General features: G+C 39.8%; 26 protein-coding genes and 1 tRNA gene. 15 read left to right on the top strand and 12 right to left on the bottom strand.

Annotation, left to right across the window (positions count from 1 at the left end; translation table 11 throughout):
* Positions 1-147: 147 nt before the first annotated feature.
* On the bottom strand, positions 148-1,404 hold the full coding sequence (locus ACOV1Q_RS14865; RefSeq protein ID WP_424495186.1) for a cation:proton antiporter: 1,257 nt from the start codon (positions 1,402-1,404) through the stop codon (positions 148-150).
* Positions 1,405-1,575: 171 nt separating this feature from the next.
* Between ACOV1Q_RS14865 and ACOV1Q_RS14860 the strand changes: the two genes are divergently transcribed.
* Positions 1,576-2,343 (top strand): XRE family transcriptional regulator, encoded by a 768-nt coding sequence (locus ACOV1Q_RS14860; protein WP_424495185.1) that lies wholly within the window; start codon positions 1,576-1,578, stop codon positions 2,341-2,343.
* A 50-nt stretch (positions 2,344-2,393) separates the two neighbouring features.
* On the opposite strand, the gene ACOV1Q_RS14855 is transcribed toward ACOV1Q_RS14860, so the two are convergent.
* The 5 genes from ACOV1Q_RS14855 to ACOV1Q_RS14835 form a co-directional block, all read right to left on the bottom strand.
* Complete coding sequence (locus tag ACOV1Q_RS14855) at positions 2,394-2,552, bottom strand: hypothetical protein (protein ID WP_424495184.1); 159 nt, start codon at positions 2,550-2,552, stop codon at positions 2,394-2,396.
* A gap of 18 nt (positions 2,553-2,570) precedes the next feature.
* The gene (locus ACOV1Q_RS14850) at positions 2,571-2,759 is read right to left on the bottom strand and encodes a hypothetical protein (RefSeq protein ID WP_424495183.1); all 189 of its coding nucleotides are present in this window, start codon (positions 2,757-2,759) and stop codon (positions 2,571-2,573) included.
* A 158-nt stretch (positions 2,760-2,917) separates the two neighbouring features.
* Positions 2,918-4,612, bottom strand: coding sequence for a hypothetical protein (locus ACOV1Q_RS14845; RefSeq protein ID WP_424495182.1), 1,695 nt, complete (start codon positions 4,610-4,612; stop codon positions 2,918-2,920).
* 166 nt (positions 4,613-4,778) lie between these two features.
* Positions 4,779-5,183, bottom strand: a complete 405-nt coding sequence (locus tag ACOV1Q_RS14840; protein WP_424495181.1) for a response regulator — start codon at positions 5,181-5,183, stop codon at positions 4,779-4,781.
* Positions 5,184-5,333: 150 nt separating this feature from the next.
* The gene (locus ACOV1Q_RS14835) at positions 5,334-5,831 is read right to left on the bottom strand and encodes a DUF456 domain-containing protein (protein WP_424495180.1); all 498 of its coding nucleotides are present in this window, start codon (positions 5,829-5,831) and stop codon (positions 5,334-5,336) included.
* 138 nt (positions 5,832-5,969) lie between these two features.
* On the opposite strand from ACOV1Q_RS14835, the gene ACOV1Q_RS14830 reads away from it, so the two are divergent.
* The 4 genes from ACOV1Q_RS14830 (at position 5,970) to ACOV1Q_RS14815 (ending at position 9,571) form a co-directional block, all read left to right on the top strand.
* Complete coding sequence (locus ACOV1Q_RS14830; protein ID WP_424495179.1) at positions 5,970-6,335, top strand: BlaI/MecI/CopY family transcriptional regulator; 366 nt, start codon at positions 5,970-5,972, stop codon at positions 6,333-6,335.
* Entirely contained in the window at positions 6,332-7,843 is a 1,512-nt protein-coding gene (locus ACOV1Q_RS14825; protein WP_424495178.1) for a M56 family metallopeptidase, read from the top strand. Before ACOV1Q_RS14830 ends, ACOV1Q_RS14825 begins: the two co-directional genes overlap by 4 nt.
* The gene (locus ACOV1Q_RS14820; protein ID WP_424495177.1) at positions 7,836-8,981 is read left to right on the top strand and encodes a tetratricopeptide repeat protein; all 1,146 of its coding nucleotides are present in this window, start codon (positions 7,836-7,838) and stop codon (positions 8,979-8,981) included. The genes ACOV1Q_RS14825 and ACOV1Q_RS14820 overlap by 8 nt, the downstream gene beginning before the upstream one ends.
* Positions 8,982-9,094: 113 nt before the next feature.
* Positions 9,095-9,571 carry a hypothetical protein gene (locus ACOV1Q_RS14815; protein WP_424495176.1) on the top strand — a complete coding sequence of 159 codons (477 nt, stop codon included), beginning with the start codon at positions 9,095-9,097 and terminating at the stop codon, positions 9,569-9,571.
* Positions 9,572-9,606: 35 nt separating this feature from the next.
* On the opposite strand, the gene ACOV1Q_RS14810 is transcribed toward ACOV1Q_RS14815, so the two are convergent.
* Genes ACOV1Q_RS14810 through ACOV1Q_RS14800 form a run of 3 tightly spaced genes read right to left on the bottom strand, consistent with a single transcriptional unit; the run spans position 9,607 to position 12,599 of the window.
* Positions 9,607-10,455: a hypothetical protein gene (locus tag ACOV1Q_RS14810; protein WP_424495175.1), complete on the bottom strand. Its 849-nt coding sequence runs from the start codon at positions 10,453-10,455 to the stop codon at positions 9,607-9,609.
* Between the two features lie 45 nt (positions 10,456-10,500).
* The gene (locus tag ACOV1Q_RS14805; RefSeq protein WP_424495174.1) at positions 10,501-11,637 is read right to left on the bottom strand and encodes a glycosyltransferase; all 1,137 of its coding nucleotides are present in this window, start codon (positions 11,635-11,637) and stop codon (positions 10,501-10,503) included.
* Positions 11,634-12,599, bottom strand: coding sequence for a lysylphosphatidylglycerol synthase domain-containing protein (locus ACOV1Q_RS14800; RefSeq protein ID WP_489686618.1), 966 nt, complete (start codon positions 12,597-12,599; stop codon positions 11,634-11,636). Before ACOV1Q_RS14800 ends, ACOV1Q_RS14805 begins: the two co-directional genes overlap by 4 nt.
* A gap of 71 nt (positions 12,600-12,670) precedes the next feature.
* Here ACOV1Q_RS14800 and ruvC point away from each other — a divergent pair, with 71 nt between their 5' ends.
* From ruvC to ACOV1Q_RS14760, 8 genes are all read left to right on the top strand, one after another.
* A complete protein-coding gene (gene ruvC, locus ACOV1Q_RS14795) occupies positions 12,671-13,222 on the top strand; it encodes a crossover junction endodeoxyribonuclease RuvC (protein ID WP_424495172.1) in 552 nt (183 codons plus the stop codon).
* A 79-nt stretch (positions 13,223-13,301) separates the two neighbouring features.
* Positions 13,302-14,441, top strand: coding sequence for a radical SAM family heme chaperone HemW (gene hemW / locus ACOV1Q_RS14790; protein ID WP_424495265.1), 1,140 nt, complete (start codon positions 13,302-13,304; stop codon positions 14,439-14,441).
* A gap of 299 nt (positions 14,442-14,740) precedes the next feature.
* Positions 14,741-15,487 carry a cyclase family protein gene (locus ACOV1Q_RS14785; RefSeq protein WP_424495171.1) on the top strand — a complete coding sequence of 249 codons (747 nt, stop codon included), beginning with the start codon at positions 14,741-14,743 and terminating at the stop codon, positions 15,485-15,487.
* Between the two features lies 1 nt (position 15,488).
* Positions 15,489-15,863, top strand: a complete 375-nt coding sequence (locus tag ACOV1Q_RS14780) for a DUF4260 domain-containing protein (RefSeq protein WP_424495170.1) — start codon at positions 15,489-15,491, stop codon at positions 15,861-15,863.
* Complete coding sequence (locus ACOV1Q_RS14775; RefSeq protein WP_424495169.1) at positions 15,863-16,225, top strand: MmcQ/YjbR family DNA-binding protein; 363 nt, start codon at positions 15,863-15,865, stop codon at positions 16,223-16,225. Before ACOV1Q_RS14780 ends, ACOV1Q_RS14775 begins: the two co-directional genes overlap by 1 nt.
* Positions 16,226-16,228: 3 nt before the next feature.
* Positions 16,229-18,001: a MutS-related protein gene (locus tag ACOV1Q_RS14770; RefSeq protein WP_424495168.1), complete on the top strand. Its 1,773-nt coding sequence runs from the start codon at positions 16,229-16,231 to the stop codon at positions 17,999-18,001.
* A 174-nt stretch (positions 18,002-18,175) separates the two neighbouring features.
* Complete coding sequence (locus ACOV1Q_RS14765; RefSeq protein WP_424495167.1) at positions 18,176-19,177, top strand: metal-dependent hydrolase; 1,002 nt, start codon at positions 18,176-18,178, stop codon at positions 19,175-19,177.
* A 313-nt stretch (positions 19,178-19,490) separates the two neighbouring features.
* Positions 19,491-20,066: a PhnA domain-containing protein gene (locus ACOV1Q_RS14760; RefSeq protein WP_424495166.1), complete on the top strand. Its 576-nt coding sequence runs from the start codon at positions 19,491-19,493 to the stop codon at positions 20,064-20,066.
* A gap of 68 nt (positions 20,067-20,134) precedes the next feature.
* Here ACOV1Q_RS14760 and ACOV1Q_RS14755 read toward each other — a convergent pair whose 3' ends face one another.
* Positions 20,135-21,970, bottom strand: a complete 1,836-nt coding sequence (locus ACOV1Q_RS14755) for a M56 family metallopeptidase (protein WP_424495165.1) — start codon at positions 21,968-21,970, stop codon at positions 20,135-20,137.
* 2 nt (positions 21,971-21,972) lie between these two features.
* Positions 21,973-22,338, bottom strand: coding sequence for a BlaI/MecI/CopY family transcriptional regulator (locus tag ACOV1Q_RS14750; protein ID WP_424495164.1), 366 nt, complete (start codon positions 22,336-22,338; stop codon positions 21,973-21,975).
* A gap of 168 nt (positions 22,339-22,506) precedes the next feature.
* On the opposite strand from ACOV1Q_RS14750, the gene ACOV1Q_RS14745 reads away from it, so the two are divergent.
* A complete protein-coding gene (locus ACOV1Q_RS14745; RefSeq protein ID WP_424495163.1) occupies positions 22,507-23,037 on the top strand; it encodes a 5' nucleotidase, NT5C type in 531 nt (176 codons plus the stop codon).
* A 127-nt stretch (positions 23,038-23,164) separates the two neighbouring features.
* On the opposite strand, the gene ACOV1Q_RS14740 is transcribed toward ACOV1Q_RS14745, so the two are convergent.
* Positions 23,165-24,562: a dipeptidase gene (locus ACOV1Q_RS14740; protein WP_424495162.1), complete on the bottom strand. Its 1,398-nt coding sequence runs from the start codon at positions 24,560-24,562 to the stop codon at positions 23,165-23,167.
* A gap of 187 nt (positions 24,563-24,749) precedes the next feature.
* Between ACOV1Q_RS14740 and ACOV1Q_RS14735 the strand changes: the two genes are divergently transcribed.
* Positions 24,750-24,831, top strand: a tRNA-Leu gene (locus ACOV1Q_RS14735).
* The last annotated feature ends 740 nt before the right edge of the window (positions 24,832-25,571 follow it).

The following is a 25,571-nucleotide window of genomic DNA, read 5'->3' as shown; positions in this document are numbered from 1 at the left end:
CCTAATATTTACAAGAAAGGCAGGTATCCCCTGCCACTGTTATTTATAAAGCTAGAAAAAATTAAGCTTTTTAAATTTAAACATTTGTTAATTGTAAAAAATGGACCTGCCCATTAAGTAATGGAAAAGGAAAATTGAAAACCTTATTTACCGATCCTCCTCCTTTAGAAGGTTCCCCTTTCTCCTAAAGTAATCTATGGTTGAAGGTGCTGTAAGACCATGTAGAACTATTGAAAATAAAATAATATATGCCGTAATTGCATACAGATCGCCCTTGTATTCGAAATCGCTGAACTGCACATAGGCCCAGGACAAATAAAAGACTGAACCTATTCCCCGAATTCCAAAGAAACTTAGGGCCAGTTTATTTCGGAACCTGTCTTTTACTCCCCAAAGACCTATTAACCCGGCCAGAGGCCGAATGATCAGTACAAAGGAGAGGGCAAACACTACTCCTTTCCAATCGGTTAAAGACAGTACTCCATTTAAAATAGAAGCCCCGAATAATATGGTCCAGACCACCAGTAACAAATGTTCCACCTCAGTCACGAAATCATGAAGCTTCTTTTTATAGTCACCACTTACTTTTTCATAATAACGCAGACTAAAGCCGGCAAAGAAAACTGCCAGGAACCCATACCCGTGTAGTAATTCACTCACTCCATATGTGAACACCGTCAAAGAGAGAGCCAGAAATCCAACGAAAGTTTTTATTCCCGTTACGTTGTTAATTTTCGCCAGCGCATAACCAATTAACCTGCCAATGACTAGCCCTATAATAATTCCCAGAGCTATCTTCAGGAGAAATTTATCAAGAAACCAATTAGTAAAACTAAAGGCAGCCCAGCCTCCTGCCTGCGCTACCATGACTGCCAGGTAAGAAAATGGAAAAGCAATTCCATCATTTAAACCTGCTTCTGCCGTGAGGGGAAATCTAATTTGATCTTCAGCACTTTCTTCTTTTAAAGGATCATCCAGCTGAACTTCAGCAGCCAGAACAGGATCTGTCGGGGCCAGAACTGCTGCTAACAGAAGAGAAGACGGCAGGCTTAGCATTAAGAAATATGTTCCCAGGAAATAGGCCAAAATCATACATATTGGCATGCTTACAAATACCAGCAGTAATGGTTTTCTCCAGCTTTTTAAAGAATAACTAGCTCCAATTTTTAAACCCGCCCCCATTAGGGAAATAATGACAATGGTTTCAGAGAAGTACATTAACCATTCATCATCCCATATCTTTTCGGGCCAGCTTAGCGGGTATCCCATTGCAAACATAAGAAAACCTATTAATAACAAGATAATTGGAGAGCTTACTTTTATTCTTTTGGAAACCAAAGGAAGCCAGGCCATGATTAGCGTAGCTAATCCTAGTCCTGCCATGATGATGTAGTGTTCTTCCATAGAACCTAAAAATAGAGCAAATACTTTGAAGAAGTTTTACAGCAGACTAAATTTCACAAAAGACTAACATTCTGGCCCTTATTTGTATCATTCTAATAGTTAAAAGAATTCTTTTTAGGATTATTTCCAGTTACTGAATGGGAAATAATCCTAAATAAATTATATTTGTGTATGGGAACAAACATAGCAACAGAAATAAAAAGGTTTAAAGAGATACGGGAGGAGCATAATCTCACCCAGGCCGAATTCGCCAAGCTGCTTGGCATCAAAAACTCCACTGCCGACATTGAACGAGGACGCACCAAACTTTCTGGAAAAGTACTGGCTGAACTACTCCGGCAATTTGGCATTAACCCGTTGTGGTTGTTTGGGGAAAGCCGCCAAAAACATCTTGAACTCACAAAAGGAGACGTGAGTCCAAAGGTGGTTAGCGTAAACAGCGCCGAAAATGAAAATATCGTGCTTGTAAATGTGAGAGCTGCCGCTGGATATCCGCACAACATACAGGATGTGGATTGGTACCAGCAATTACCGGCTTTTGACATGCCACTACCCGAATATCGAAATGCTACCTATCGAGGTTTCCAGATCGAGGGAGACAGTATGACCCCTAATCTGCAATCTGGAGAATGGGTTTTAGGAAAAGCAGTTCCTACTATCGAAGAAGCAAGTAACAATAAGATCTATGTTGTTGTACTTTATGATTCTGTACTTGTAAAAAAACTACAGCGTTTACCGGACCCTTCAAAAGTGGTTTTAATTTCCATCAATGAGGAATATCTTCCCATCGAAGTGCCTATTAATGATATTCAGGAATTGTGGCAGGTTAACAGTAAACTAACGTTTAATCTTGACGCCCCTTCAGAAAGTACACTTTTAAAGCAACTGCAGGAATCCATGAATGAATTAAAAAACGATTTTAAAACGTTCAGACAATAAAAAACCGGCTTAAGAGCCGGAGTTTTAAAATGTGGATACGAATGTTGAAATTACATGTCGTCAACGGCATCTTCAACATCATCTCCTGCATCCTCTATAGCGTCACCGGCATCATCTGCAGCTTGTTCCACTTTAGATTCGTCCCTGCAGGAAGTAAACAGTATGCTACTGGTCATTAAAAGACCTAAAACTAAAACAACTTTTTTCATATTTATTTAAATTAATGTTTATTCGTCAAGACTACCTTCTTTGATTTCACCTACTCCTTCTTCCCGAGGCACTTCCATTTCTTCGTCACCAAGAGTATCTTCGTCATTAAGCTCCACCTCATCTGTTCCCTCCGGATTATCTCTACAGGAAACCAATGCCGTGCTAAATGTAAAAAGGCAGGCAAAAAACAGAATCAGCTTTTTCATAAATAGTATTTTTAAGGTTTGGTTCTAACAAAATTAGCCAAACTATTTGTAGTTTAATTATATATCTGCTAAAGTTTTCACAAATCTGTCCTTACATGCAAAAGCCGCAAATCTTTTCATTTACGGCTTTTGTTTATTGAAGTTATCTCAATTTCTCTTTATAAGAACCATCCTTCCAGTGCCAGCATACCACCTACTGCAGATGCAGCGGCTGAAAGTATTGCGGTAGCTACGAGCCACCAGGCGGCTGTGGCCGCAGTTTTTCTCGAGGCTTCGGCTGCAGCGAGGCTCTTTTCTTTTGCCTCTCTCATTTTTTCATTTACCTGAGCCTCTATTTTATTGGCCTTTTCTAAAACTCCGTCTCTTGCAGAAACAATCGTGTCTGCAATAGATTCAGATTCTGTTCTACTCATTCCGGTTTTCTGAGCAACAAGAGCAGTCATTTCATCCTTGTTGTAATGCTCAAGTTTATATTTAAGATCTGTACTTCCCGCCTCACCTGAGCTCTGAAAGATTGAAATAAAATCAGATTTAATTTTATCAAGATCAAAGGCAGCACCACTGTCACCACTTCCAGAAAACAAACTCTTAACTTTCTCCTTTAGATCATCCTTTTTAGATGCAGCCTGGTCTCCTGTACTTCCGAAGAAAGAATTGACCTTTTTCAGCACAGCTTCTACCTTATCAACATAGTTGTTAGCTTCACTTTCGCTCATATTCTGTGAGGAAATTATCTTGATTAAAGTTTGCCTATCTAACGCACTGGCTTTAGCCTTTGCTATGTTAGAAGCAGTACCCGGCTCATCCAATATTCGCCTAAGATCTTCTTCCAATTTTGCTGGCTGCAACTCTTCTTTACCTGTATTTTGAAGTGCTTTTTTTATTTTTTCCTGATATTTATTTATCTGCTCCCTGTCTGCAGGCGTGAGCTCCTCCACTCCTTTTTTCGCCTTCTCTTCGTTGGAAGCGTCACTTTGAGCTATATCTTTTAACCCGCCCACATGTTCTTTAATGGCTTTTTTGTCCTCTTTAGAAAGTGCACTTTTGTCCGCTTCTTCAAGAATCATTTTTTTGACCGAATTTGGATAATCAAAATCAGCTTTTTCGGTCACCTGTAGATCTGTGAGTAAGTCTTTAATCTGGTTTTTGATATTCTTTACATCTACTCGTTGAGGCTTAAGCTTCTGTACATAGTCATCCACTTTTTTATCAATGTCATTCGTGTCAAACAGTTTTTCAAATTGCTTTCTCATTTGTTTTGCCTGCTCTTTGGCATTGGTTCTCGCCACTTCTTTTGCCGCACTCGTTTCAGATTTTGAGAACGCTGAAGATGCAGTGGTAAAGCCATCCTTAACAGTAGAAACGAGTCCGCCTACCAAGGAAGAAACCGCACTTATTTCAAGATATGTCATCACAATGAAAAAAGATGCCCATATTACGAGTCCCAAAGCAGCTCCTACAAAATTGGCTCCTAATAGCCCCAGTTGTACAGCCAAAAGACTGGCAAAAAATAATGAAATGGAAGTAGTGATCATGGTCCATGCGCCAAAGCCAGTAGAAATTTTCTGCCCCATGTTCATGCCATGCTCATCATCATCATAATTATGGGAATGGGAAACTTGGTTTTTACTTTTATGTGCCTTTTCCTCCACATTTCCCACCGCGGAAATGCCTGCGGCTACCGAAAGGGCTGTAAGCAACAGCTGAAAAGCAATCGCAAGTAAAACTCCGGCTACAATGCAGACGAAAAAGTTACCTCCTTCTACCAGCACAGGTGTAAAGGCACCTTCTGCTGTTTGTCCAAAACTACTCGCCGGAATGAACATTAAAAATGCTATTTTTAGATTCTTCATTTCACTGATTTTAAATTGGTTACACCTGAAGATAATTTTTTAAAATCAGTATCTTTAAAAAGAAATCTTAAAACAGCCGCTTCCTCTAAAAATATTGGGAAAAATTTTTTGATCCTGAATTTTTTTTAAAATAAATTTTAGAAAGATGGCCTAAAATGGCTCTTTCTTAGTCCTTATTGAGAAGTAAAGATTTTACTTTTTCACATAAATAATTTAGACTTTCTGTAGTAAGTGGTTTTTCAAAATAGTGAATAACCTGAGAATAACGTTCTGCGGTTTTCCTGTCCTGCATGTTGATGGAGGAGGTTACGAGCGCCACAATAATATTTTCTTTATAATATTTCTCCTGGATAGCATCCAGGAATTCCCAACCGTTCATCACCGGCATATTGATATCCAGCAACAACAAAAATGGGGTGGAATCCACATTTTTTGATTCCAGCTCCTTAATCGCGTCACATGCATTTTTGCAACTAAAGACTACCGGAGGCAGACAGCTCCTTTTGACGAGGACCTCGTGCAAAAAAAGCACCACCGCATCATCATCAACAATCGCGACTTTAAAATCCATATAAATACTACAAGTAGGTCTATTACCAGGGAAAGGCCAGGGGTAAGGACATTTCCGGTAGATTATTCGTTTAAATCACCCAAGATACAAAAACCATTAAATTCTTCGGAAATAAAAAGCACCCCACTTGTGAAAGCTTTTTAAAGCATTTTAGAAAAAGCCATCTCTATATTCCCATAACCTGATGCAGAAAAGGAAAAAGAAGATTCCTGCTACCACAAATTCCATAAATGTAGAAGCAAGTAAACCTATAAAAGAGCCAAATGCTGCCTTAGTTGCAGTACGCGAATCACTTTTATTTATAATCTCTCCAATAAAAGCTCCTGCAAATGCGCCAATTATAATACCAAACGGAATGGGAATAAAGATGCCCACAACTAGACCTAAGGTTGCTCCTATCATTCCTTTTTTACTGCCACCAAAGTATTTTGAACCCAGAGCCGGAATGGCATATTGAAGCACCACTACTACAATTGTCACCAGTAATGTAACACCCAGAAAGAGGTAATTCATGGGAACGACAGAGGTTAGGTAAAACAGTAAAAGACCCACCCAGCTCAAAGGCACTCCCGGCAAAACTGGCAAAAAACTTCCCAGCATCCCAGTGAACAGGAGAACAGCGGCCAGTACAAGTAAAATTAAATCCATAAAATTGTTGTTACCGGCTAAGATAAAGAAAGAAATCTTGAAAAAATAACTAATAGATTAGTTGAAACTAATATTTTAGTTTATATTAGCAGTATCGCATCTCATGTTTATAATTTATAAACTATAAATCAGGTATCGATGAAACAACTCACCAAAGCAGAAGAAGAGATCATGCAGATCCTCTGGAAGCTTAAAAAAGCAAACGTGGCATCTGTAATCGATGAAATGCCTGAACCCAAACCGGCCTACAATACGGTCTCAACCATTATAAGAATTCTCGAGACAAAAGGTTTTGTAGATCATGAAAAAAGAGGAAAAGGCTATCTCTATTTCCCTGTGGTAGAAAAAGAGACCTACAGTAATCAAAGTATGACCAAGCTAATGGAAAACTACTTTAACGGCTCTTTTAAAAGCATGGTTTCTTTTTTCGTGAAGAAAAATGACCTTGACACCAAAGAACTGGAGGCTATTTTAAAGGAAATGAACAAAAATGATTCGAAATGACACAATATATCATAGAGGCAGTAATTTTCCAGCTATTATTCCTGCTTACATACGATTTACTGCTCAAAAAAGAAACCTTCTTTGCATACAACCGCTGGTACTTATTACTTACCCCAATTGTTGCAATAGCCCTACCTCTACTTCAGTTTGAAAGCCTTGGAAAAATGGTTCCTTCAGAATCACTGGTAATGCTTCCTGAAGTTTATCTTGGTGGAGCGGCTGCTTCCGCAGCTACCACTACAGGACCTGCCGAAGTTTCTAATTCCCTAGAAATTAACTGGTGGCTTGTATTATATCTTTTAGGTGCCTTGATAAATTCTATATTATTTATCAGGAAATATAAGGTTCTAAAAAGGCTGTTTAAGAACAGGGTTATTTCTACTGAAAATAAACTGAAAATTATCCAAGTTCCCAACTCTAATATTGCGTGTACTTTCTTCAACAGTGTGTTTTTAGGAGACCAGCTTAAAAAAGAAGAAATGGACCAGATATTATCTCATGAAAAAATTCATGCTGACCAAAAACACAGCGCAGATTTGCTCTTTTTCGAACTTCTAAAGATCATCTTGTGGTTCAATCCGCTTATTTACATCTACCAGGCCAGAATTGCGGTGCTTCACGAATTCATTGCCGATGCAGGCGTGGTAAAAACAGTTGAAAAAAGAACTTACTACCAGCAATTGCTAAACACGGCTTTTAGCACAGAAAATATTTCATTCATCAATCAATTTTTCAATCATTCATTAATCAAAAAACGAATAGTTATGTTACAAAAATCAAGATCAAAAACCATTTCAAAGTTTAAGTTTTTAATTCTGCTGCCATTAATGCTGGCCATGCTTACCTACGTTTCATGTTCAGAGCAAATTGATGATAGTACAGTTTTAGAACAAAAATCAACTGTAGATTCTTCTGAAATTCTTACCATTAAAGTAGATAACTTCGGAAGTAGAACTCCTGAAGAAGAAACGATAATCAAAGAAGCCCTCAACGGATTCAAAGATTCAGATTATCAAGTTATCCGCATTACCGATGGCACTTCGGGGTTGGAAATGACAAAAAATGCTGAAGAAGGTATGCCTAATATTTCCATGATTGGCGAACCAGTAAAAAGATCCTCTTCCTCTTCAAAAGGTTTTTCTGGAGGTGATGTTCCTTTTGCAGTCATAGACGAAGTCCCTGTTTTTCCGGGATGTGAAGGTTTGAGCTCCAATGAAGCCAGAAAAGAATGCATGAGTGAAAAGATCAATTCATTTGTAAATAACAACTTTGATGTTGAAGCCGCGAAACCATACGCAAAACCCGGAGTGAACAGAATCTATGTGCAGTTCAAGATCACGAAAGACGGTTCTGTAGAAGAAATGGGAATTCGAGCCTCCTCGCCACAACTGGAAGAAGAAGCACGCAAAGTGGTAAGCCAGTTTCCAAAAATGACGCCTGGTAAACAAGAAGGACAGGAAGTAGGAGTTTTATATTCTTTACCAATTTCATTTCAGGTAGGTGAATAAGTTTATTTTTTCTTTTATACTATTATTTATAGCCAGCAAAGCCGAAGCACAAACTTCGGCTTTGTCCATGGCCGATAGCCTATATGCCGTAGGAAATTATTCTGAAGCAATAGATCAACTGGAAAATGTTTCTTCCAATTCGGTCGTCATTCATAGCCGGTTAGCGAAGGCGTGGGAAGCTAAAGGAAATCCTAAGGAAGCGGCTAAGCACTACCAGCTCGTTCTGGAGCAAGATCCCAACCAAGTTTTAAGTGCAGTTTCTTACGGAAAGTTGCTTATGAAGATGAATCAGCTGGAAAAAGCTGACAGTATTTTTGCAGGTCTTTCCAAAAAGTATCGTAAAAATACCACTTTTCACTATCAGCGGGGACTAATAAAAGAGAAACAGCGGGATAGCACCGCTATAAAATACTTCATGACCACTGTCGCGCTAGACATGACACACCAAAAAGCGCTGTACAAAGTTGCTAAAGATTTCCTGGCACATAAACAATATGAGCAGGCAAAATTTTTCAGCAAACAGGGACTTGAAGTAAATCCCATCAATGCTTCCCTGCTCTCTATCCTGGCGCAGGCTCATTTCCGAAGCGATCAATATAAATCTGCTATTCAGGCATTTGAAAAACTGGCAGAACTTGGCCAGGGCAGTGAATTCATTCATACCAAACTGGGCTATGCTTATTATCAACAGAAGGATCCAAAAAAGGCTATAGAGAATTACAAGAAGGCATTGGAATATGAAGATCAAAATGCAGGGAATCATCATGCGCTCGGAAAAATTTATGCCCTTACAGGGGATTATGATAAGTCTGAACAACATTTGCTAATGGCCATCATCCTGAAAGACCAGCTCATTGACGCCGAATTTCTTAGTCTTGCCCTCACCTATAAATTAAAGGAAGATTATAAGAAGGCTTTAGAATATTTCGAAAAAGCGCTAGAAGAAAATCCCATGAATGAAAGAGCGCTTTATGAACGTGCCATTGCAGCCGATAATTACTTCAAGGATCTTGAAACCCGCCGCAATTATTACCAGGCTTACATCAACAAATTTGAAGAACTGGGAAGTCAGAATCTTTTATATCTCGCAAAAAAGAGAAGAAAAGATTTGGACGAAGAAATCCACATGTCACGGTAAATCCATTTCCTGCAAATTACCGGGAAATTCTATGCCATCGCATCCAGAAACTAATTTTTCCTAAGCTGCTTAAATTCACTATTTTTGGATCTTGTATGAGAATTTCCAATTGAATGAAAAAAGCATTATTCCTGCTCCTTGTTTTAGTATTTTCGGGTTGTGACCGGTTTGAAACAAAAAAAATATCTTCGGAAGAAATCTATTCTGCAGAAGCCCGCGAACTTAACTGGAATGATGTAGATCAATATCCTGCCTTTCGGGAATGCCGTGATATTATGGAAGTACAGGCGGCAAAAGAATGCTTCGGAAATAAAGTGGCCAGCCATGTTTATGCCCGGCTTGAAGCCAAACAGCCCGTAGTTTCTGAATCTCTTGAAGACACCCTCCTCTTGTACCTCAGCATCTCCGAAAAAGGCATTCCGGCGATAGATTCTGTACTGGTAGACAGCCTTGTCACCCATCACCTTCCTGAAATTAAATCCTGGCTAAGGGAAAGTGTAGATTCCCTGCCCACCATTTATCCCGCCAGCAAGCGAGGCATTCCGGTGGCGACAAAATTTAGAATGCCCATCGTCATCAAGGCCGAGTAATTTCTACAGGCTGTATTTATATCCCAGCGTAAAATCTAAAGGAAAGAACCATTGCTGTCCAGGACGACTGAAACAATATCATTGTAGCTAAAAGTAATAAATCCATGTTCTGAGATTCGTATATCTGCGCCAATCCCAAAACTAAGCGGTGCCGTAAAATCCAGTCCGCCCTCCTCCTGCACTTCTATAATTTCCCCGGCATCATTCCTTATATATACATCGCCTGTTGAATAGTACAAAGTAGCAAGTTCTGTATCTAGATGTACATCAAATTTTTTTAAATACAGGACCTTGACCCGGTAATTAAGGGAAAGCTGCATAGAAGAATAATTATATTCACTGCTTTTAAAAGATTGCCGCAAGTGGAAAAAAACCGAATGCCGCGGCGCAAGATTAGGATCATAGAGTTCATACTCAAGTCCCAACACAGGCGTGAGCATATTTTCAGGATTTGAAGAATACGGATTATTGGAAAGGCCTGTAAAAAGCCCTACACGTTGGCGGATATTTGGACTCGCCGCATTGTACTCGTAATCTTCCTGCACGCTCGCATTGTAGCGGTTGGTAAAATGCTTAAGACTGTATAGCCTGAATTTCACATCTCTTACAGAAAGACCGGCACCTTCTGTTAACTCTTCCAGCTGAATTTGATAGGTTTTAGAATTATCATCTTTTCTTTCATTTTTCAGCTCCAGCACCTTTTTCCCCTTCTGAAGGAAATAACGATAATCATTCCCCTCCCTGCTCCATAAAAGACTTAAAGTACCATTAACCTCACGAATTAATTCAAGCGTATCTCCTTCAATGATATAAATTTCCTGAGCCATCAATTTTGCAGAAGAAGCTAAGAAAAGAAAGATCACAATCAGCTTTACTCTTATCATGTTGAAAATGTAGGAAATAATAAATAGAAAGTAATTAAATAAAAGTTACTTTTTAAAGCTGCGACCCTTCCATTCAAATTTTAAAAAGAGCGAGAAAAAAGCCACCAAACAGCTAAAAACAGGATAAATGAAACTACACCAAAAATAGTTTTTCAACACGTTTTCAGTACCAAAGAAAACTGAAGTTCTATATATGATCACAAAATCTACGTTGAATTTTATAAGGAAGAAAAGCAGGGAAATATCCTTCGGAAAATATCCTGAGATTACAGCTAAAGCACCTGTCACAATTAAAAGATTCATCAGGAAAACGGTAATGGCAATGAACTTTCCAAAAAGGTTATTATAGGCTGAAGTTTTCGCTGCCCAACGAATTCTTTGAAAAAAAAGACTTTTAAAGCCTGGCTGCGCTAAAGTAGAAACCACAGCCCTATTACTTTTTAAAAATTCTGTTTTAAAACCCTCTTTTTGGAACTTCTCCAAGAGGAAAAGATCATCTCCGCTGGCAATATTTTCATTTCCCGAAAACCCGTTCACCTCTTTAAAAGCATATTTTTCATAGCAAAGATTCGCTCCGTTGCACATAAAAGGCTTTTCCACTCCAAACCCGCCAATAGTCGCGCCTTGCAGACTCAAAAAATCGATTTCCTGAAAAATTCTTGTAAAACCTTCTTTTTGCCTCCCCATTTTACCGATTTTCACAGGTGCTGCAATCATTCTGCATTTAAATTCTTCAATGAAAGAATTAAATTCCAAAAGCCAGTTTTCCGGCACGCTGCAATCGGCATCGGTTGTGAGGATGTATTCATTTTTCGCCATTTCAACGGCAGTAGTTATCGCATCTTTCTTAGGAGCACCCCATCTTCGGACGGAATCAATGATCTGGATATTTATTTCAGGATTGTGCCTTCGGAAATTTTCACAAAGTACCACCGAATTATCTTCAGAAGCATCGTTCACAAAAATGATCTCAAAATGCCCTTTTTGATACTTTAGTTGCGAGAGGGATTGAAACAATTGCTGCAGGTTTTCAGCTTCATTTCGAAAAGGAATTACAATAGAAAATCTCCGGAAAACTTTTGCCTCTCTTGCTTCGTAATCCGGGATTTTTCCGAAGCCAAACAGCAGGAAAAGAATGAGTCCGGCGTAAAAAAAGGTCATCAATGCACCCAGGATGATCATGCCGGGTGCCTCATTTGCGGCTTATATTTTAGCACGAAATAACTTCCTACCAAAGCCGGAAGTCCGAAATTAAGGATCCAGGCTGCAAGTACAATTACCAGCACAACGAGTTCAGGCACCTTTAAAAGTCCGAAGATCCAAACCGCAAAACCTCCTTTTATAAGCGCATCGAAGATCATCATTGTAGGAATGATAGACGATAGAAAATAGGTGGTGAAAACTGCCGAAATTACAAGCAAATAGGGAAGATCTACTTTAAATATCATCAAAAAGAAATAGAACTGGTGTGTAAAAATGAGGTATCGTAAAGTAGCATACAAAAGAGTTCTCATCCTCACTTTTCGGGAAATTTTCTTAAATGACTGCTCGAGTTTTTCTACAGAATAGCCTTTGATCTTCCATTTAAAATGCCTCATTACCCAATACAAAAGAAATGGGGCAACCAGCAAGGCCGCCATTAATAAGCCGTTGAGTGCATTAAAAGGCAAATCCATTTGCGACAAGAGGTAAAGAAGACCAACAATTCCGAAGAAAAAGGTGACAAACAGCTGTGAAGTATTTCCCACGAAATTCAGGAAAATAACTTTCTTTCGCGCGGGTTTGAGATAATACAGAGATTTTGCGCCGTATTCTCCAATTCTACTGGGTGTAAAGATAGCGGCAGTAAATGACGCCAGACTTTCCCTTGTGGCTCTCTTAGTTGTATTTCGTCTTATGGAACTACTCAAAATCTGCCATTTTTTGATCTCGAACAACCAGTTAAGAAAACTTAGTAAGAGCAGCACAGAAATGTTGAGCAAAGAAAAAACCCGGTACTGGTCTAAGGTCGCGATGAAATCTCCAAAATGAAGCTCGTCACTTGAAGTTAATTTAAATACAATGAACAATACTGCGGCCAATACCACCAGTATTTTAAGAAGTAGTAATAAGAATTGCTTAGCTTTGTGCGATTGGTTCCCCATAGGTTCCTGAGGAGAAATACTCGTGTTTCTCCTGAATAAGTATCTAATTTACCTGCAATAATACGAAGCTTTTGAATACCGAAAAAATCATACTTGGCATTGACCCCGGAACAAATATCATGGGCTTTGGGTTGATCAAGGTCGCCAACAAGAAAATGACCTTTTTGCAGCTCAATGAATTGCACCTGCAAAAGTATGATGATCCTTACGTTAAACTGAAGCTTATTTTTGAACGCACCATTGAACTCATCGATAATTTTCATCCCGATGAAATTGCGATTGAAGCTCCTTTCTTCGGAAAGAATGTGCAATCTATGTTAAAGCTTGGCCGTGCGCAGGGCGTCGCCATGGCTGCCGGCTTAAGCAGGGAAGTCCCGGTAACCGAATATTCTCCAAAAAAGATAAAAATGGCGATCACCGGAAACGGAAACGCCAGCAAGGAACAGGTCGCGCGAATGCTACAAAGCCTTTTAGGGCTAAAGACACTCCCAAAGAATCTGGATGCCACCGACGGACTTGCCGCTGCGGTTTGCCATTTCTATAATTCCGGGAAAGTTACAACCGGAAAAAGCTACACCGGCTGGGCCGCGTTCGTAAAGCAAAACCCGAAGAAAGTACAATAAAAGCCCCCTCACCCCCACAGGGGGAAATCTATTCCCAGTGAACACAACAGAAAAAAATAAAATTTTGAACTCCTCCCCATTGGGGAGGTCGGGTGGGGCTTTGTATATCCACATCCCTTTCTGTAAGCAGGCATGCCACTATTGCGACTTCCATTTTTCGACTTCCATGAAGAAGAAGAATGAAGTGGTGAAAGCCTTATGCAAAGAACTGGAGCTTCGAAAAGGGGAGATTTCAGGAGAAATTGAGACAATTTACTTTGGCGGTGGAACGCCTTCCCTATTGACTTCTGAAGAGCTCGAGCAGATCTTTGACACTATTTTCTCTAATTTTAAAGTTGCTAAAAATCCGGAGATCACGCTGGAAGCCAATCCAGATGATCTTTCTGAAGAAAAACTGAAAATGTTCGCAACTTCTCCTATAAACAGGTTAAGCATCGGCGTCCAGTCTTTTTTTGAAGAAGACCTGAAAATGATGAACCGGGCGCACAATGAAAACGAAGCATTAAAATCTATTCAACTAGCTCGTAATTATTTTGACAATATTTCGATTGATCTCATCTACGGAATCCCGGGAATGAGCAATGAACGCTGGTTGCAGAATCTCACTACAGCCTTAGACCTGGGTGTGCCGCATATTTCCAGCTATGCCTTAACAGTAGAACCCAAAACCGCATTGAAAAAACTTATAGAAAAAGGAAAGATTTCTCCTGTAGATGAAGATGCTGCAAAAGGGCATTATGAGCTGATGATCGAAGTGCTGGAGAATGCCGAATTTGAGAATTACGAATTTTCTAACTTTGGAAAACCAGGCTATTTCTCACGAAACAATACCACCTACTGGTTTGGAAAGCCGTACCTGGGAATTGGCCCTTCTGCACATTCCTTTGACGGCAATCACAGAAAATGGAATATCAACAACAATATTCTCTACCTAAAAGCCATTGAAAAAGGGGAAATTCCTGCCGAAGTAGAAGAACTCACAGTCACCGATAAGTATAACGAATATATTATGACCCGCCTCCGCACGAAATGGGGGATTTCTTTGCAGGAAGTCCGTGTCAATTTCGGTGCGGAATATCAAGAGTACCTTCTAAACGAAGCACAAAGATTTATACAGGATAAAATGCTTGAAAAGCAAGGCGATCACCTTCATATTTCCAAAAAAGCAAAGTTTTTGAGCGATGGTATTGCCGCAGATTTATTCTTCATAAATTTATAGCTGAATTTCGTTCTATGGAATGAGATGCTGAAACCAGTTCAGCATGACGAAATAAAAAGCAATAACGTCACCCTGAACTTGTTTCAGGGTCTTTTCCTTACAAAATGAAATTATTTTGAACTAGCACGATGAGATGCTGAAACAAGTTCAGCATGACATATAGAATAAGTAAGAGCCGTCATTTTGAATTTATTTCAGCGTCTGTAACCATTAAAATAAAATGAGATTTAAAAATGTCATTTTTAGCACCTTATGTAAGTGAGCTTTTAATGACCTTCTAAATATAGCCTTCATGGCGCATGAAAACAATCATACAACATAACAACCAGCAATATCATATTGATCTTTCAAAACCCCTTGACATTTCACTGAGCCTGCGTGGGGATGGGGCGAATCCTGTTGCGTGGTATCTAAAAGCTCCCAGGATCGAACCGGTAACAGAAGGCAACTGGACGGGCAAAGTAAGTAAAGGCGCCTCTACGAATTTCAACAATATTTATTTTAATCCGCATGGGCATGGCACGCACACCGAGTGTGTTGGGCATATTACACCAGAGTTTCACAGCATTAATGCAGCACTAAAAACCTTCTTTTTTAAAGCCAAAGTAATCTCGGTAGAACCTCAGCCTAAGGGTGAAGACCAGGTTATTACAAGAAGCCAGCTTGAAAAAATTTTTAGCAGGAATGAAGCTGAAGCTCTCATCATAAGGACCCTTCCCAACTCCATTGCCAAGAGAAGTAAACAATATTCGCACACGAACTGGCCTTACCTCGAAGAAACTGCTGCAAAATATATTCGGGAATGTGGCATTGAACATTTGTTGATCGATCAGCCCTCAATAGACAAAGAAAAAGATGATGGAAAATTACTGGCTCACAAAGCTTTTTGGGACTATCCCAAGAACACCCGCTTTAATTCCACCATTTCAGAATTAATTTATGTCCCTGCAAAAGTGGTAGATGGAATTTATTTCCTGAACCTTCAGGTAGCCTCTTTCGAAAATGACGCCGCCCCTTCAAAACCTGTTTTGTATAAAATTGAATGAGATGAAAATAATTTTAAAACTTGAGGAACTGGCAATGTTCCTGTTGGGGATTTTTGCTTTTAATCTGCTTAATTTCGACTGGTGGTGGTTTCTCGCATTGCTTTTTACTCCAGATGTTGGAATATTGGGATATCTCTTCGGAAATAAAGCGGGAGCTATTACCTACAATCTTTTTCATCACAAAGCCGTTGCAGTTCTTGTTTTTTTAGCCGGATTTTATTTTACTTCCGAAGTGCTTCAACTGGCAGGAATCATCTTTTTCGCCCATGCTGCCTTTGACAGAATGCTGGGCTACGGACTCAAGTATGAAAAAGGGTTTAAATTTACTCATTTAGGAGAGATTGGTGGTAACGGGAAAAATTTAAAAACCAGTTAATGAACATTGAAGAAATAAGAAGTTATTGCCTTCAAAAGGCCGGCACGACTGAAGAACTTCCTTTTGGTCCCGATGCACTTGTATTTAAAGTACTGGGAAAAATGTATGCATTAGTCGGGCTAGAAAATACGCCATTAAAGGTGAGCCTAAAATGTAATCCTGCGCGTGCAATTGAGCTTCGGGAAGAACATGAAGGTAAGATTTTAAGCGCATACCACATGAACAAAAAGCACTGGAACAGTGTTGAATCTCAAAACCTTCCTCCTGCCCTTGTCACACAACTCATTGACCATTCGTATGATCTCGTAGTGAGTGGCTTCACAAAGAAACAGCAGTCAGAATTGAAAAATCTTGAATCTTAATTAATGAAGAATCCCATAGAATTCTATAACTCCCAGATAAAAAAATATCAAACATATTTAGAAAAAGCCTCCCGCAAACTGTCATTTTCAAGTCTTGCCCGGCTTCTTATTTTCCTTGCTCTCGCATGGGCGGTTTACAATTTCTTCGGAAATTTAACTGTACTTGTCCCGGTTTTAATCGTGGGAATTGGAATTTTTGTTTTCCTGGTTTCAAAACATTCAGATCTAAGGTATGAGCGCGACAAATACCGGAAACTTATCAAGATCAATCAAACTGAAATCGCTGTCCTAAACAGGAATTTTCACGATTTACCAACGGGCGAAGAGTTTGAGAATCCTTTGCATTTGTACAGCCAGGATATCGATCTCTTTGGGAAAGGTTCTTTTTATCAATTCCTCAACCGCACGGCGCTCACAGAAGGTAGCCATAAATTGGCCCATATTCTTCTGGAAAATGAAATCGACGGAATTGAAGCCAAGCAAAATGCTGTAAAAGAATTATCCAAAAAAGCCGATTGGCGACAAAATTTTTCGGCGCTGGCAACTTTGGTGCAAACCGAAAACCGCTCCAATGTAATTTTAAAATGGCTTAAGAATTATAGAACTTTTGTTCCGAAAATCATGAAATGGCTTCCGTGGGTGTTCACCGCTCTCTCAATTATCATCATCACAGGATTCTTTCTCGACTTTGTCAGCGGAATTCAGCTCGGGATCTGGTTTTTTATAGGATTGGGAATTACAGGAATTTACCTGAAAAAGATCAATGAACTATCTGCCCGGGTAAGCAAAGTTCAGGATACCTTTCACCAGTACTATCAGCTGCTGGCACTTATTGAAAGCACCACGTTCTCTTCTCAGCTTCTGAAGGAGAAAAAAGAACTTATCAAATCTGAAAAGAAAAAAGCTTCCCTCATCCTGAAGAAATTTTCCAAAGCCATTGACGCGCTGGACCAACGAAATAATATGATCTTCGGAATCCTGGGCAACGGATTCCTTCTATGGGATCTGCGCCAGTCTTACAGATTGGAAAAATGGATAACGGCACATGGTGAAAATGTTGAAAAATGGTTTCAGGCGATTGAATTTATGGATGCCTACAACTCCCTTGGGAATTTCAGTTTTAACCATCCACATTACGTCTTCCCCGAGCAAAATATGGACGCGCACATCACTGAAACAACAAAACTTGCACATCCGCTCCTTGATCCCGAAAAAAGGATCGCCAATGATTTTTCTATTGGAAAAGAACAGTTCTTTATCATCACAGGAGCAAATATGGCAGGAAAAAGCACATTTTTGAGAACCGTATCATTACATATTTTAATGGCAAATGTTGGCCTTCCGGTGTGCGCGGCTTCCTGTAAGTACTCGCCCATAAAGCTCATCACCAGCATGCGCACCACAGATTCCCTGACAGATGATGAATCTTATTTCTTTTCAGAATTAAAACGATTAAAATTCATTGTAGACGAGATAAAAAAGGACAAATATTTTATCATTCTGGATGAGATCCTGAAAGGCACCAACAGTACAGATAAGGCCATTGGCTCCCGAAAATTCATAGAAAAACTTGTTGGTTCACAATCTACGGGAATCATCGCCACACACGATTTAAGCCTTTGTGAAGTTTCCGAAGAACTGCCGCAGGTAAAGAATTACTATTTTGATGCTGAAATCATCAACAATGAACTGCATTTTGATTACAAATTCAAAACGGGGGTTTGCCAGAATATGAATGCTTCATTTTTACTGAAGAAGATGGAGATCGTTGATTGAAAAAAGTTCTCAGTGATCAGTATTCAGTCTTCAGTTAAAAAATAGAGTTAAAGAATAATATTTGAAGCGGGCGATTTAAATTGAGTTAACGCTGAATGTCACCTCGAGCGGAGTCGAGAGGTTGTTCAACGTACAATTATTTACATTAAACAATAGACATTCTACAATCAAATAATGGATTCACTAACGCAAATAGTACTCGGTGCCGCCGTGGGAGAGGCGATTTTAGGAAAGAAAGTAGATAATAAGGCCATTTTGTATGGCGCCTTAGCAGGAACCATCCCCGATCTTGATACTTTTGCCGGTTATCTTACAGATCCTGTCACCGCCATTGAATGGCACCGCGGTTTTAGTCATTCCATTGTTTTTTCCATACTCGCGGCGCCGCTTTTTGGATACCTCATTTCGAAAATAGAACACAAGTCATCTGCAACCTGGAAGGATTGGACGAAACTCATGTTCTGGGGATTGCTCACCCATCCCATCCTGGATGCATTTACTACCTGGGGCACGCAGCTGTTTTGGCCGCTGGATATTCGGCTCGCCTTTAAGTCCATTTTTGTCATAGATCCGCTTTATACATTGCCATTTTTGATATTTCTCATCATGGCGATGCGGCAAAAACGTGGCAGCCTTAAAAGAAAAAGATACAATAACCTTGGGCTTATCATAAGCACCACTTATTTGCTTTCAAGTCTGGTTTTAAAAAGTATGGCTTACCTGCAATTTGAAGAGAGCCTGGAGCAACAGGGAATTTTTTATGAGAGAATGGAAACTAGGCCTTCCCCGCTCAACACGATTTTATGGAATGCCAATGTAGAAACGGAAGACGCTTTTTTAACTGCGGACTATTCCTTTTTTGATGAAGATATGATCAGATTTCATGTTTTTCCGAAGAATCATGCGTATCTCGGCTCCCTGCGGAAACATGAAACAATTCAGCAGTTAATTGATATTACCAATGGCTGGTATACCATTTCCTCACAAGATGGTCAATTAATTTTTAACGACCTTAGATTTGGCCAGTTGAATCCTTCAAATCCAAATTCTGATTTTACATTTAGCTACAAACTAATTGAAGAAAATGGAGAGCTAAAAGTGGAAGAAACGGAAAAAGATCGAAGTGAAGCAAAAAAGATTCTAATAGATCTTTGGGAGCGGATTAAAGGGAACTAAAAAGTCTCGCGGATAATATCCATTGTGCTCTTTTGACGGAAGAGGATTAAGAACGTCAATTATGTTTCAAATAGGAGCAGCTAAAGAGCCTCAAAAATGCTATTTTTGACAGCCTTTCTGAGTTGCAAAGCCTAAACTGCAGTTTAAACTGAAGGAGTAAATATTTAAAATTCTGGCCGAAGGAGAAAAATTTAGTATCTGCGGCTTAAACGAAGAAACAGCTTCTGTTTTTGGCAACATCTATTGAAGATAGGGTTCCAGAATTAAATGACACTCAAAAAACCTATTTTTGCCAAATCAAATTTCCCTAAACATGAACCTGGAGCAAGAACTATTTCAGAGAAGCGGATCAAAATGTGAACTCTGCACCTCTACTGAAGATCTACAGATATACGAAATTCCTGAATCTCCTGAAGGAGTTGAAAATCACATCTTGATTTGCACCACCTGTAAAGAGCAGATAGAAGATCCTGAAAAAACAGACCCTAATCACTGGCGTTGTCTCAATGACAGCATGTGGAGCACCATTCCGGCCGTCCAGGTAATGGCATGGAGAATGCTAAAACGGCTACGTGGTGAAGGATGGCCACAGGATTTACTGGATATGATGTACATGGAAGAGGAAACAAAAGCATGGGCCGAAGCCGGACAAAAACAAGAAACCAACGGCTCATCAATTGTTCATAAAGACAGTAATGGCGCCACTATAGAAAGTGGGGACACAGTGGTTTTAATTAAAGATCTAAACGTAAAAGGCTCCAGTATGGTTGCAAAAAGAGGAACTGCTGTGAGGCGGGTTTCTCTGGTGCACGACAATTCTGAACAAATTGAAGGTAAAGTAGACGGACAACAAATCGTGATCCTGACAAAATTTGTAAAAAAGGTATAAACACAAAGGCGCGGAATTTCCACGCCTTTGTGTTTTTTGTATTTACCAAAATTCAAGGATCGTTGACCTTATTTATTGTTATCTGAAATCCTGACAGTTTTACCGGAGTTGTTTTCCTGGACCTGCACATTGAGGTTCTTTCCATCATTTTTTTGAACTGCTTCCAGTGCTTCTTTTCCGGAAACTGCTTTTCCGTTGTAGAAGAAAGTTGCTCCTTCTTCCATCCATTTCTTCACGGCTTCAACAGGTGATGGCGGTGGTGGTGGAGGCATGGGAACATCCATTTTCTCAGGTGCAGGAGGCGGCGGTGGCGGTATCTCTCCTCTTTTAGTATCTCTAGGCGCAGGAGGTGGCGGTGGTGGTGGGTTTTCTCCCTTCACTCTTCTTCCTATGATTCTTTCACGCCTCTCAGACTGTGCTGCTTCCCTTTCCTGTCGTGCTGCTATTCTTTCCTCCCGTATAAGTTCTCTTTCCCGCTTAATAGCAGCTCTTTCCTGTTGTCTCTCTTCCTTCCTTTCGACAGACCTCTCCTGTTGTTTCTCCTCTACAACGGTGATGACCTGGTTTGAATTTAAAGAAGGAAAATCTTCAGAACTGTTTTTTTGTTCAGCAGTCATTATGCTGTAGATATACTTCATCCTTTCCCATACTGTTTTTTCAACCAGGTCATCTTCATTTTCCTTATAATGCTTTGCCCATTTATTATATTCGGCTACCATTTGAGGGGTGGCTTTTTCCTGGAAATCATCCGCTGGAATGACTTCACTCTGCCTGGCTTTCGTGTCGAGATTTTCTTCCCCGGAAGAACATACGGTTACTGTTCCTTCTACTTTCAATCTTGCTACTGCCATTATAATTTCCTTTACCACTTGTTCTGGGGCCGCAGGAGATGCCATTATAGTATAACTGGTATAATCACCCGGCTCCAGATTCTCCCGAATCTCATGGAGGTTCATTGCACTTCCGGCAAATATAATGTCGCCTTTTTCATCTATGGAAATTTCCAAAACTTCGGAAGTAACATTTTTTGAAGAAGCGAGATTTGTGAACATTGTTTTTTTCGTGCTAAAGCTGTACAGCAGTAGTGCCATTAGCGGAAGCAGTAACAGGCTTCTTTCCCAAATCCTTCTTTTTGATGTGTGTGCTTTCATAACTATAAATCGTTTTTTAATTGATGAATAATTAATTGAATTAACAAAGCTGCTGTTAGCGGCACCCGATGAAAATGCCAGCAGCGTTTCCTGATATGTTGATGTGTTTACTCCATGATTGATCACCGCACGGTCTGCAAGAAATTCATGGTTCAGTTTTATAGCTCTTTTCACTAAATACAAGAGGGGATGGAACCAGAAGATCACTTGTAGCAGTTCCATTATAAGGATGTCCAACGTATGTCTTTGTAATGCGTGGGCGCGTTCATGCTCAAATACCTCGGGTGGAATTTTTCCCTTCTCATATTTCCTCTGATTTAGAAAAATGAAACTCCAGAAAGTGTGTGGAGTTACTTCCTCTGTTAGCAACACGTTGGTAACCTGGTCGGTTTTAACTTTCGGATTCTGATGAATCCTCTGCAGAATTTTCTGAAAGTTACGACAGAATTTGACACCAAAGAATAAGATGCCAAACCCGTAAATTGTCCATAAAACAACTGGTAACAGGAAATTTAATTCCAAAGCTTCCCCTGCTCCACCCGCAGCTTCCACTTTAAGAGGGGAAGCAGAAGGAACGCCAGCGACTTCAACATAGGAAGTAAAAGTGATCCAGGGAATTATAAATGAAACCAGCACGGCACTCAACAAATAGAATCTTTTGAAAACGTGCATGTTTTCCCGCTCAAGCAGCAGTTTATAAAAGAGCATTAAAATGGCCAAACAGGCCGCCGATTTTAGGAAATAGATTTCCATATCTATTTATTCTTAATTTCCTCATCGATAAGGCTTCGTAAATCTTCCAGTTCCTCCCTCGTGAGATCTGCTTCCTTAGTAAAAAAGGACGCGAACTGGGAAGCGGAATCATTAAAAAAGTTCTTGATCATCCCATTTACCTGCCGGGAAAAGTAATCTTTCTTTTTAACCAGCGGAAAATATTCTCTTGACCTACCGTATTGTTTATAATCAACAAAATTCTTGTCCTGCATACGCTTTAGAAGTGTAGCCACTGTTGTCTGCGCTGGTTTTGGCTCGGGATACGCATCTATAAGATCCTTCATAAATGCTTTTTCCTGTTTCCAGAGTATTTGCATGAGTTGTTCTTCAGACTTAGATAACTGCATTTGTTCTACAATATTAGATTGACATCTACAAATGTAGAATAATTATTTAATTCTACAAATATAGAACCACAATTAATTCAACATCAAGTTTGCAACCAATAATTTATACCTGTCGGCTGCTCCTTTTTAAAGACTTACCTTTACTATGAACATCAAATACTAGACACTATGAAGAAAACAGTTGCCGTAGATATGGACGGAGTTATTGCCGATGTTGAAGCACATTTCCTCCACTGGTATGAGCGGGATTACCACATTAAAATGACAAAGGATGACCTGCTAGGAAAACCTGAAGAAGAAGCTTTTCCTGAAAAAGGCCTGGTGAAGAAATTTGCCTCCAGTGCAGGCTTCTTTAGCACTGTACCTGTAATGCCGGGTGCAATAAAGGCCGTGAAACAACTTCAGGAGCATTTTGATATTTATATTGTTTCTGCCGCCATGGAATTTCCGCTGAGCCTTTCAGAAAAACTGGAGTGGCTAAAAGAGCATTTTCCATTCATAACCTGGAAAAACATTATTTTTTGCGGTGATAAAAGTGTTATAAATACCGATTTTATGGTGGATGATCACATCAAAAATCTCGATTATTGCCAGGGGAAAGCTATTATGTTTCATGCTTTTCACAATGTTGAACATTCCCATCATACCCGTGCCAATAATTGGGATGATGTCGTGGAAATTCTCATGAAAGAGAAATAGCAGGGGATTTTCACTTCCTGCTATTCCATGCCGGAACCAAAATTCCTTTCTTCAGAAATAAAAAACCTCCCGGGCAGATGCCGGAAGGGTTCATAAAATAATTCTGAAAATAAAGGTGTCAAAAATGCTATTTTTGAGCCTCTTTCAATTTCGCAAAATGTTTAAAAAACAGTGGATTGGTTTCAATGCCCTTGAGGTAATTCCAGATTCCGAAGTGTTCATTTGGGGAATGAATGGCATCGGTATCTAATCCAAAGCCCATAAGAATAGTCTTACTTTTCATAGTTTTTTCAAAGAGCGAAACAATTGGTATACTTCCCCCGCTACGCTGTGGAATGGGTGTTTTCCCGAAGGCTTCTTCATAAGCGTCATTGGCAGCCTGGTACTCCAGCGTATCAATAGGAGTGACATAGGCCTGACCGCCGTGATGGGTATTAACCTTCACTTTTACACTCTTTGGCGCAATGCTCTCAAAATGTTTCTTAAATAATTCACTAATCTCTTTCCAGTCCTGGTTTGGCACCAATCGCATAGAAATTTTCGCATAGGCCTTAGAAGGTAACACTGTCTTTGCTCCTTCGCCTGTGTAGCCTCCCCATATTCCGTTTACATCAAGGGTAGGTCTTATAGAACCTCTTTCAAGGGTAGAATAGCCTTTCTCCCCCTGCACGTCATCTATATTAAGTTTCTTCTTGTAATCTTCAAGATCGAAGGGTGCTTCTGCCATTTTTGAGCGCTCTTCCTCAGAAAGCTCTTCCACATTGTCATAAAAGCCGGGAACAGTAATATGGTTATTTTCATCCTGCAAGGAAGCGATCATCTTCGAAAGTACGTTAATGGGGTTGGCCACCGCCCCACCGTAAAGTCCGCTGTGAAGATCACGGTTTGGGCCTGTCACTTCCACTTCCATATAGCTGAGTCCGCGTAAGCCCGTGGTAATGGAAGGAGTGTCTTTGGCAATCATCCCGGTGTCACTAATGAGGATTACATCGTTGGCAACTTTTTCTGCATATCTTTCCAGAAACCATTCCAGGTTTTCACTTCCAACCTCTTCTTCTCCTTCAATCATAAATTTGATGTTGCAGGGCAGTTGATCATTTTTGGTCATGTACTCCAGCGCTTTCACGTGCATGTACATTTGGCCTTTGTCATCACAGGCTCCACGGGCAAAAATGGCACCTTCGGGATGAATTTTTGTTTCCTTTATTACCGGTTCAAATGGTGGACTATCCCAAAGATCCACAGGATCTGGCGGTTGCACATCATAGTGACCGTACACCAGTACTGTAGGTAAATCTTCATCAATAATTTTCTCTCCATAGACCACGGGATTCCCCGGAGTTTCTACGAGTTCAGTTTTATCACATCCGGCTTCCTGCAATCGATTTTTTACAGCTTCAGCCGTTTTTAGAAGATCGCCCTTATAAGAAGAATCTGCGCTAATAGATGGAATTTTAAGAAGATCAATAAGTTCATCTACGAACCGGTCTTTATTTTCTTCCACATACTTTTTTATATCTTGCATAAGTCTGTTTTTATTGAGAAGTAAAGGTAAGAAAATTGATTGGGGCTGATAAAAGGGACATTTGAGAGATTTTATTCCAAGGTTCTAAAAATTTTATACTGAAGTAATTTTTTTTGCTTTTTCTATTTGCAAATTGAAACATTTACTTATATTTGCATCCGCTTACAACAAGCAATCATATTGAAATGCGGGCGTGGTGGAATTGGTAGACACGCTAGACTTAGGATCTAGTGCCTCGCGGTGTGGGAGTTCGAGTCTCCCCGCCCGCACAGACTGAGAAAAGCCGACTTTAACGAGTCGGCTTTTTTATTTGAGGTACAACATAGGTACAACATTCAAAAATTTATATTTCTTCCTTCTAAATAACTTCAACTGAATAGATCCAGGATCAACTCTGCAAGAAAAAATCACCCGCCCCAAAAAAGGCATAGAGGGCATTACGAAATGTTTTGGGTTTGCAATCAGTTTCAACTTTTCTTCCTACTCCTTTGTTATAGTGCGAAAGAGGAAAAAAAATGGTAAAGTATTGAAGGTGAGAACAAAGACTGATATTTACTGTGTATGTTGAAAAAATTTGTTGCAGCGGTCTTAAGCAAAAAATTGTTCCCAGAGTAAAGTGATTCCAACCCTCTTCAGGGGCGGATTAGTGGAACGGAAGGATAAGCTTTTATGCTTGTGACCATGATTCTCTAGCCGCACCACATTCCCCTCAGTTACTCTGCAGGAAAAGAGGTGCGGCGTATCTTGGTGAGTTAGAATGATATTGTCTCCTTACCCTTTATTCCTGTCCTGTTCTAAAGATAATATGAGCGGGCTTTTTGTAAATTGCATAATTTTATATTCCCCTCAAGAAGGACAACCGGAAAATCAAAAGGTATATCGCATTTTGGTACCTTTTCCTCGAACAGGAATTTGTGTATGTTGGAGATGCAGGCATTGTGGAACCCAGCGGTAAAACCGAACGTAAAGGAATTGACCTAAGTCTGCAATACCAACCTTTGAGCTGGTT

It is taken from the genome of Salinimicrobium maris (assembly GCF_049680855.1).
Taxonomy (GTDB): domain Bacteria; phylum Bacteroidota; class Bacteroidia; order Flavobacteriales; family Flavobacteriaceae; genus Salinimicrobium.
The sequence above is the reverse complement of the archived record's forward strand: the minus strand, read 5'-3'. Positions and strand labels throughout refer to the sequence as shown.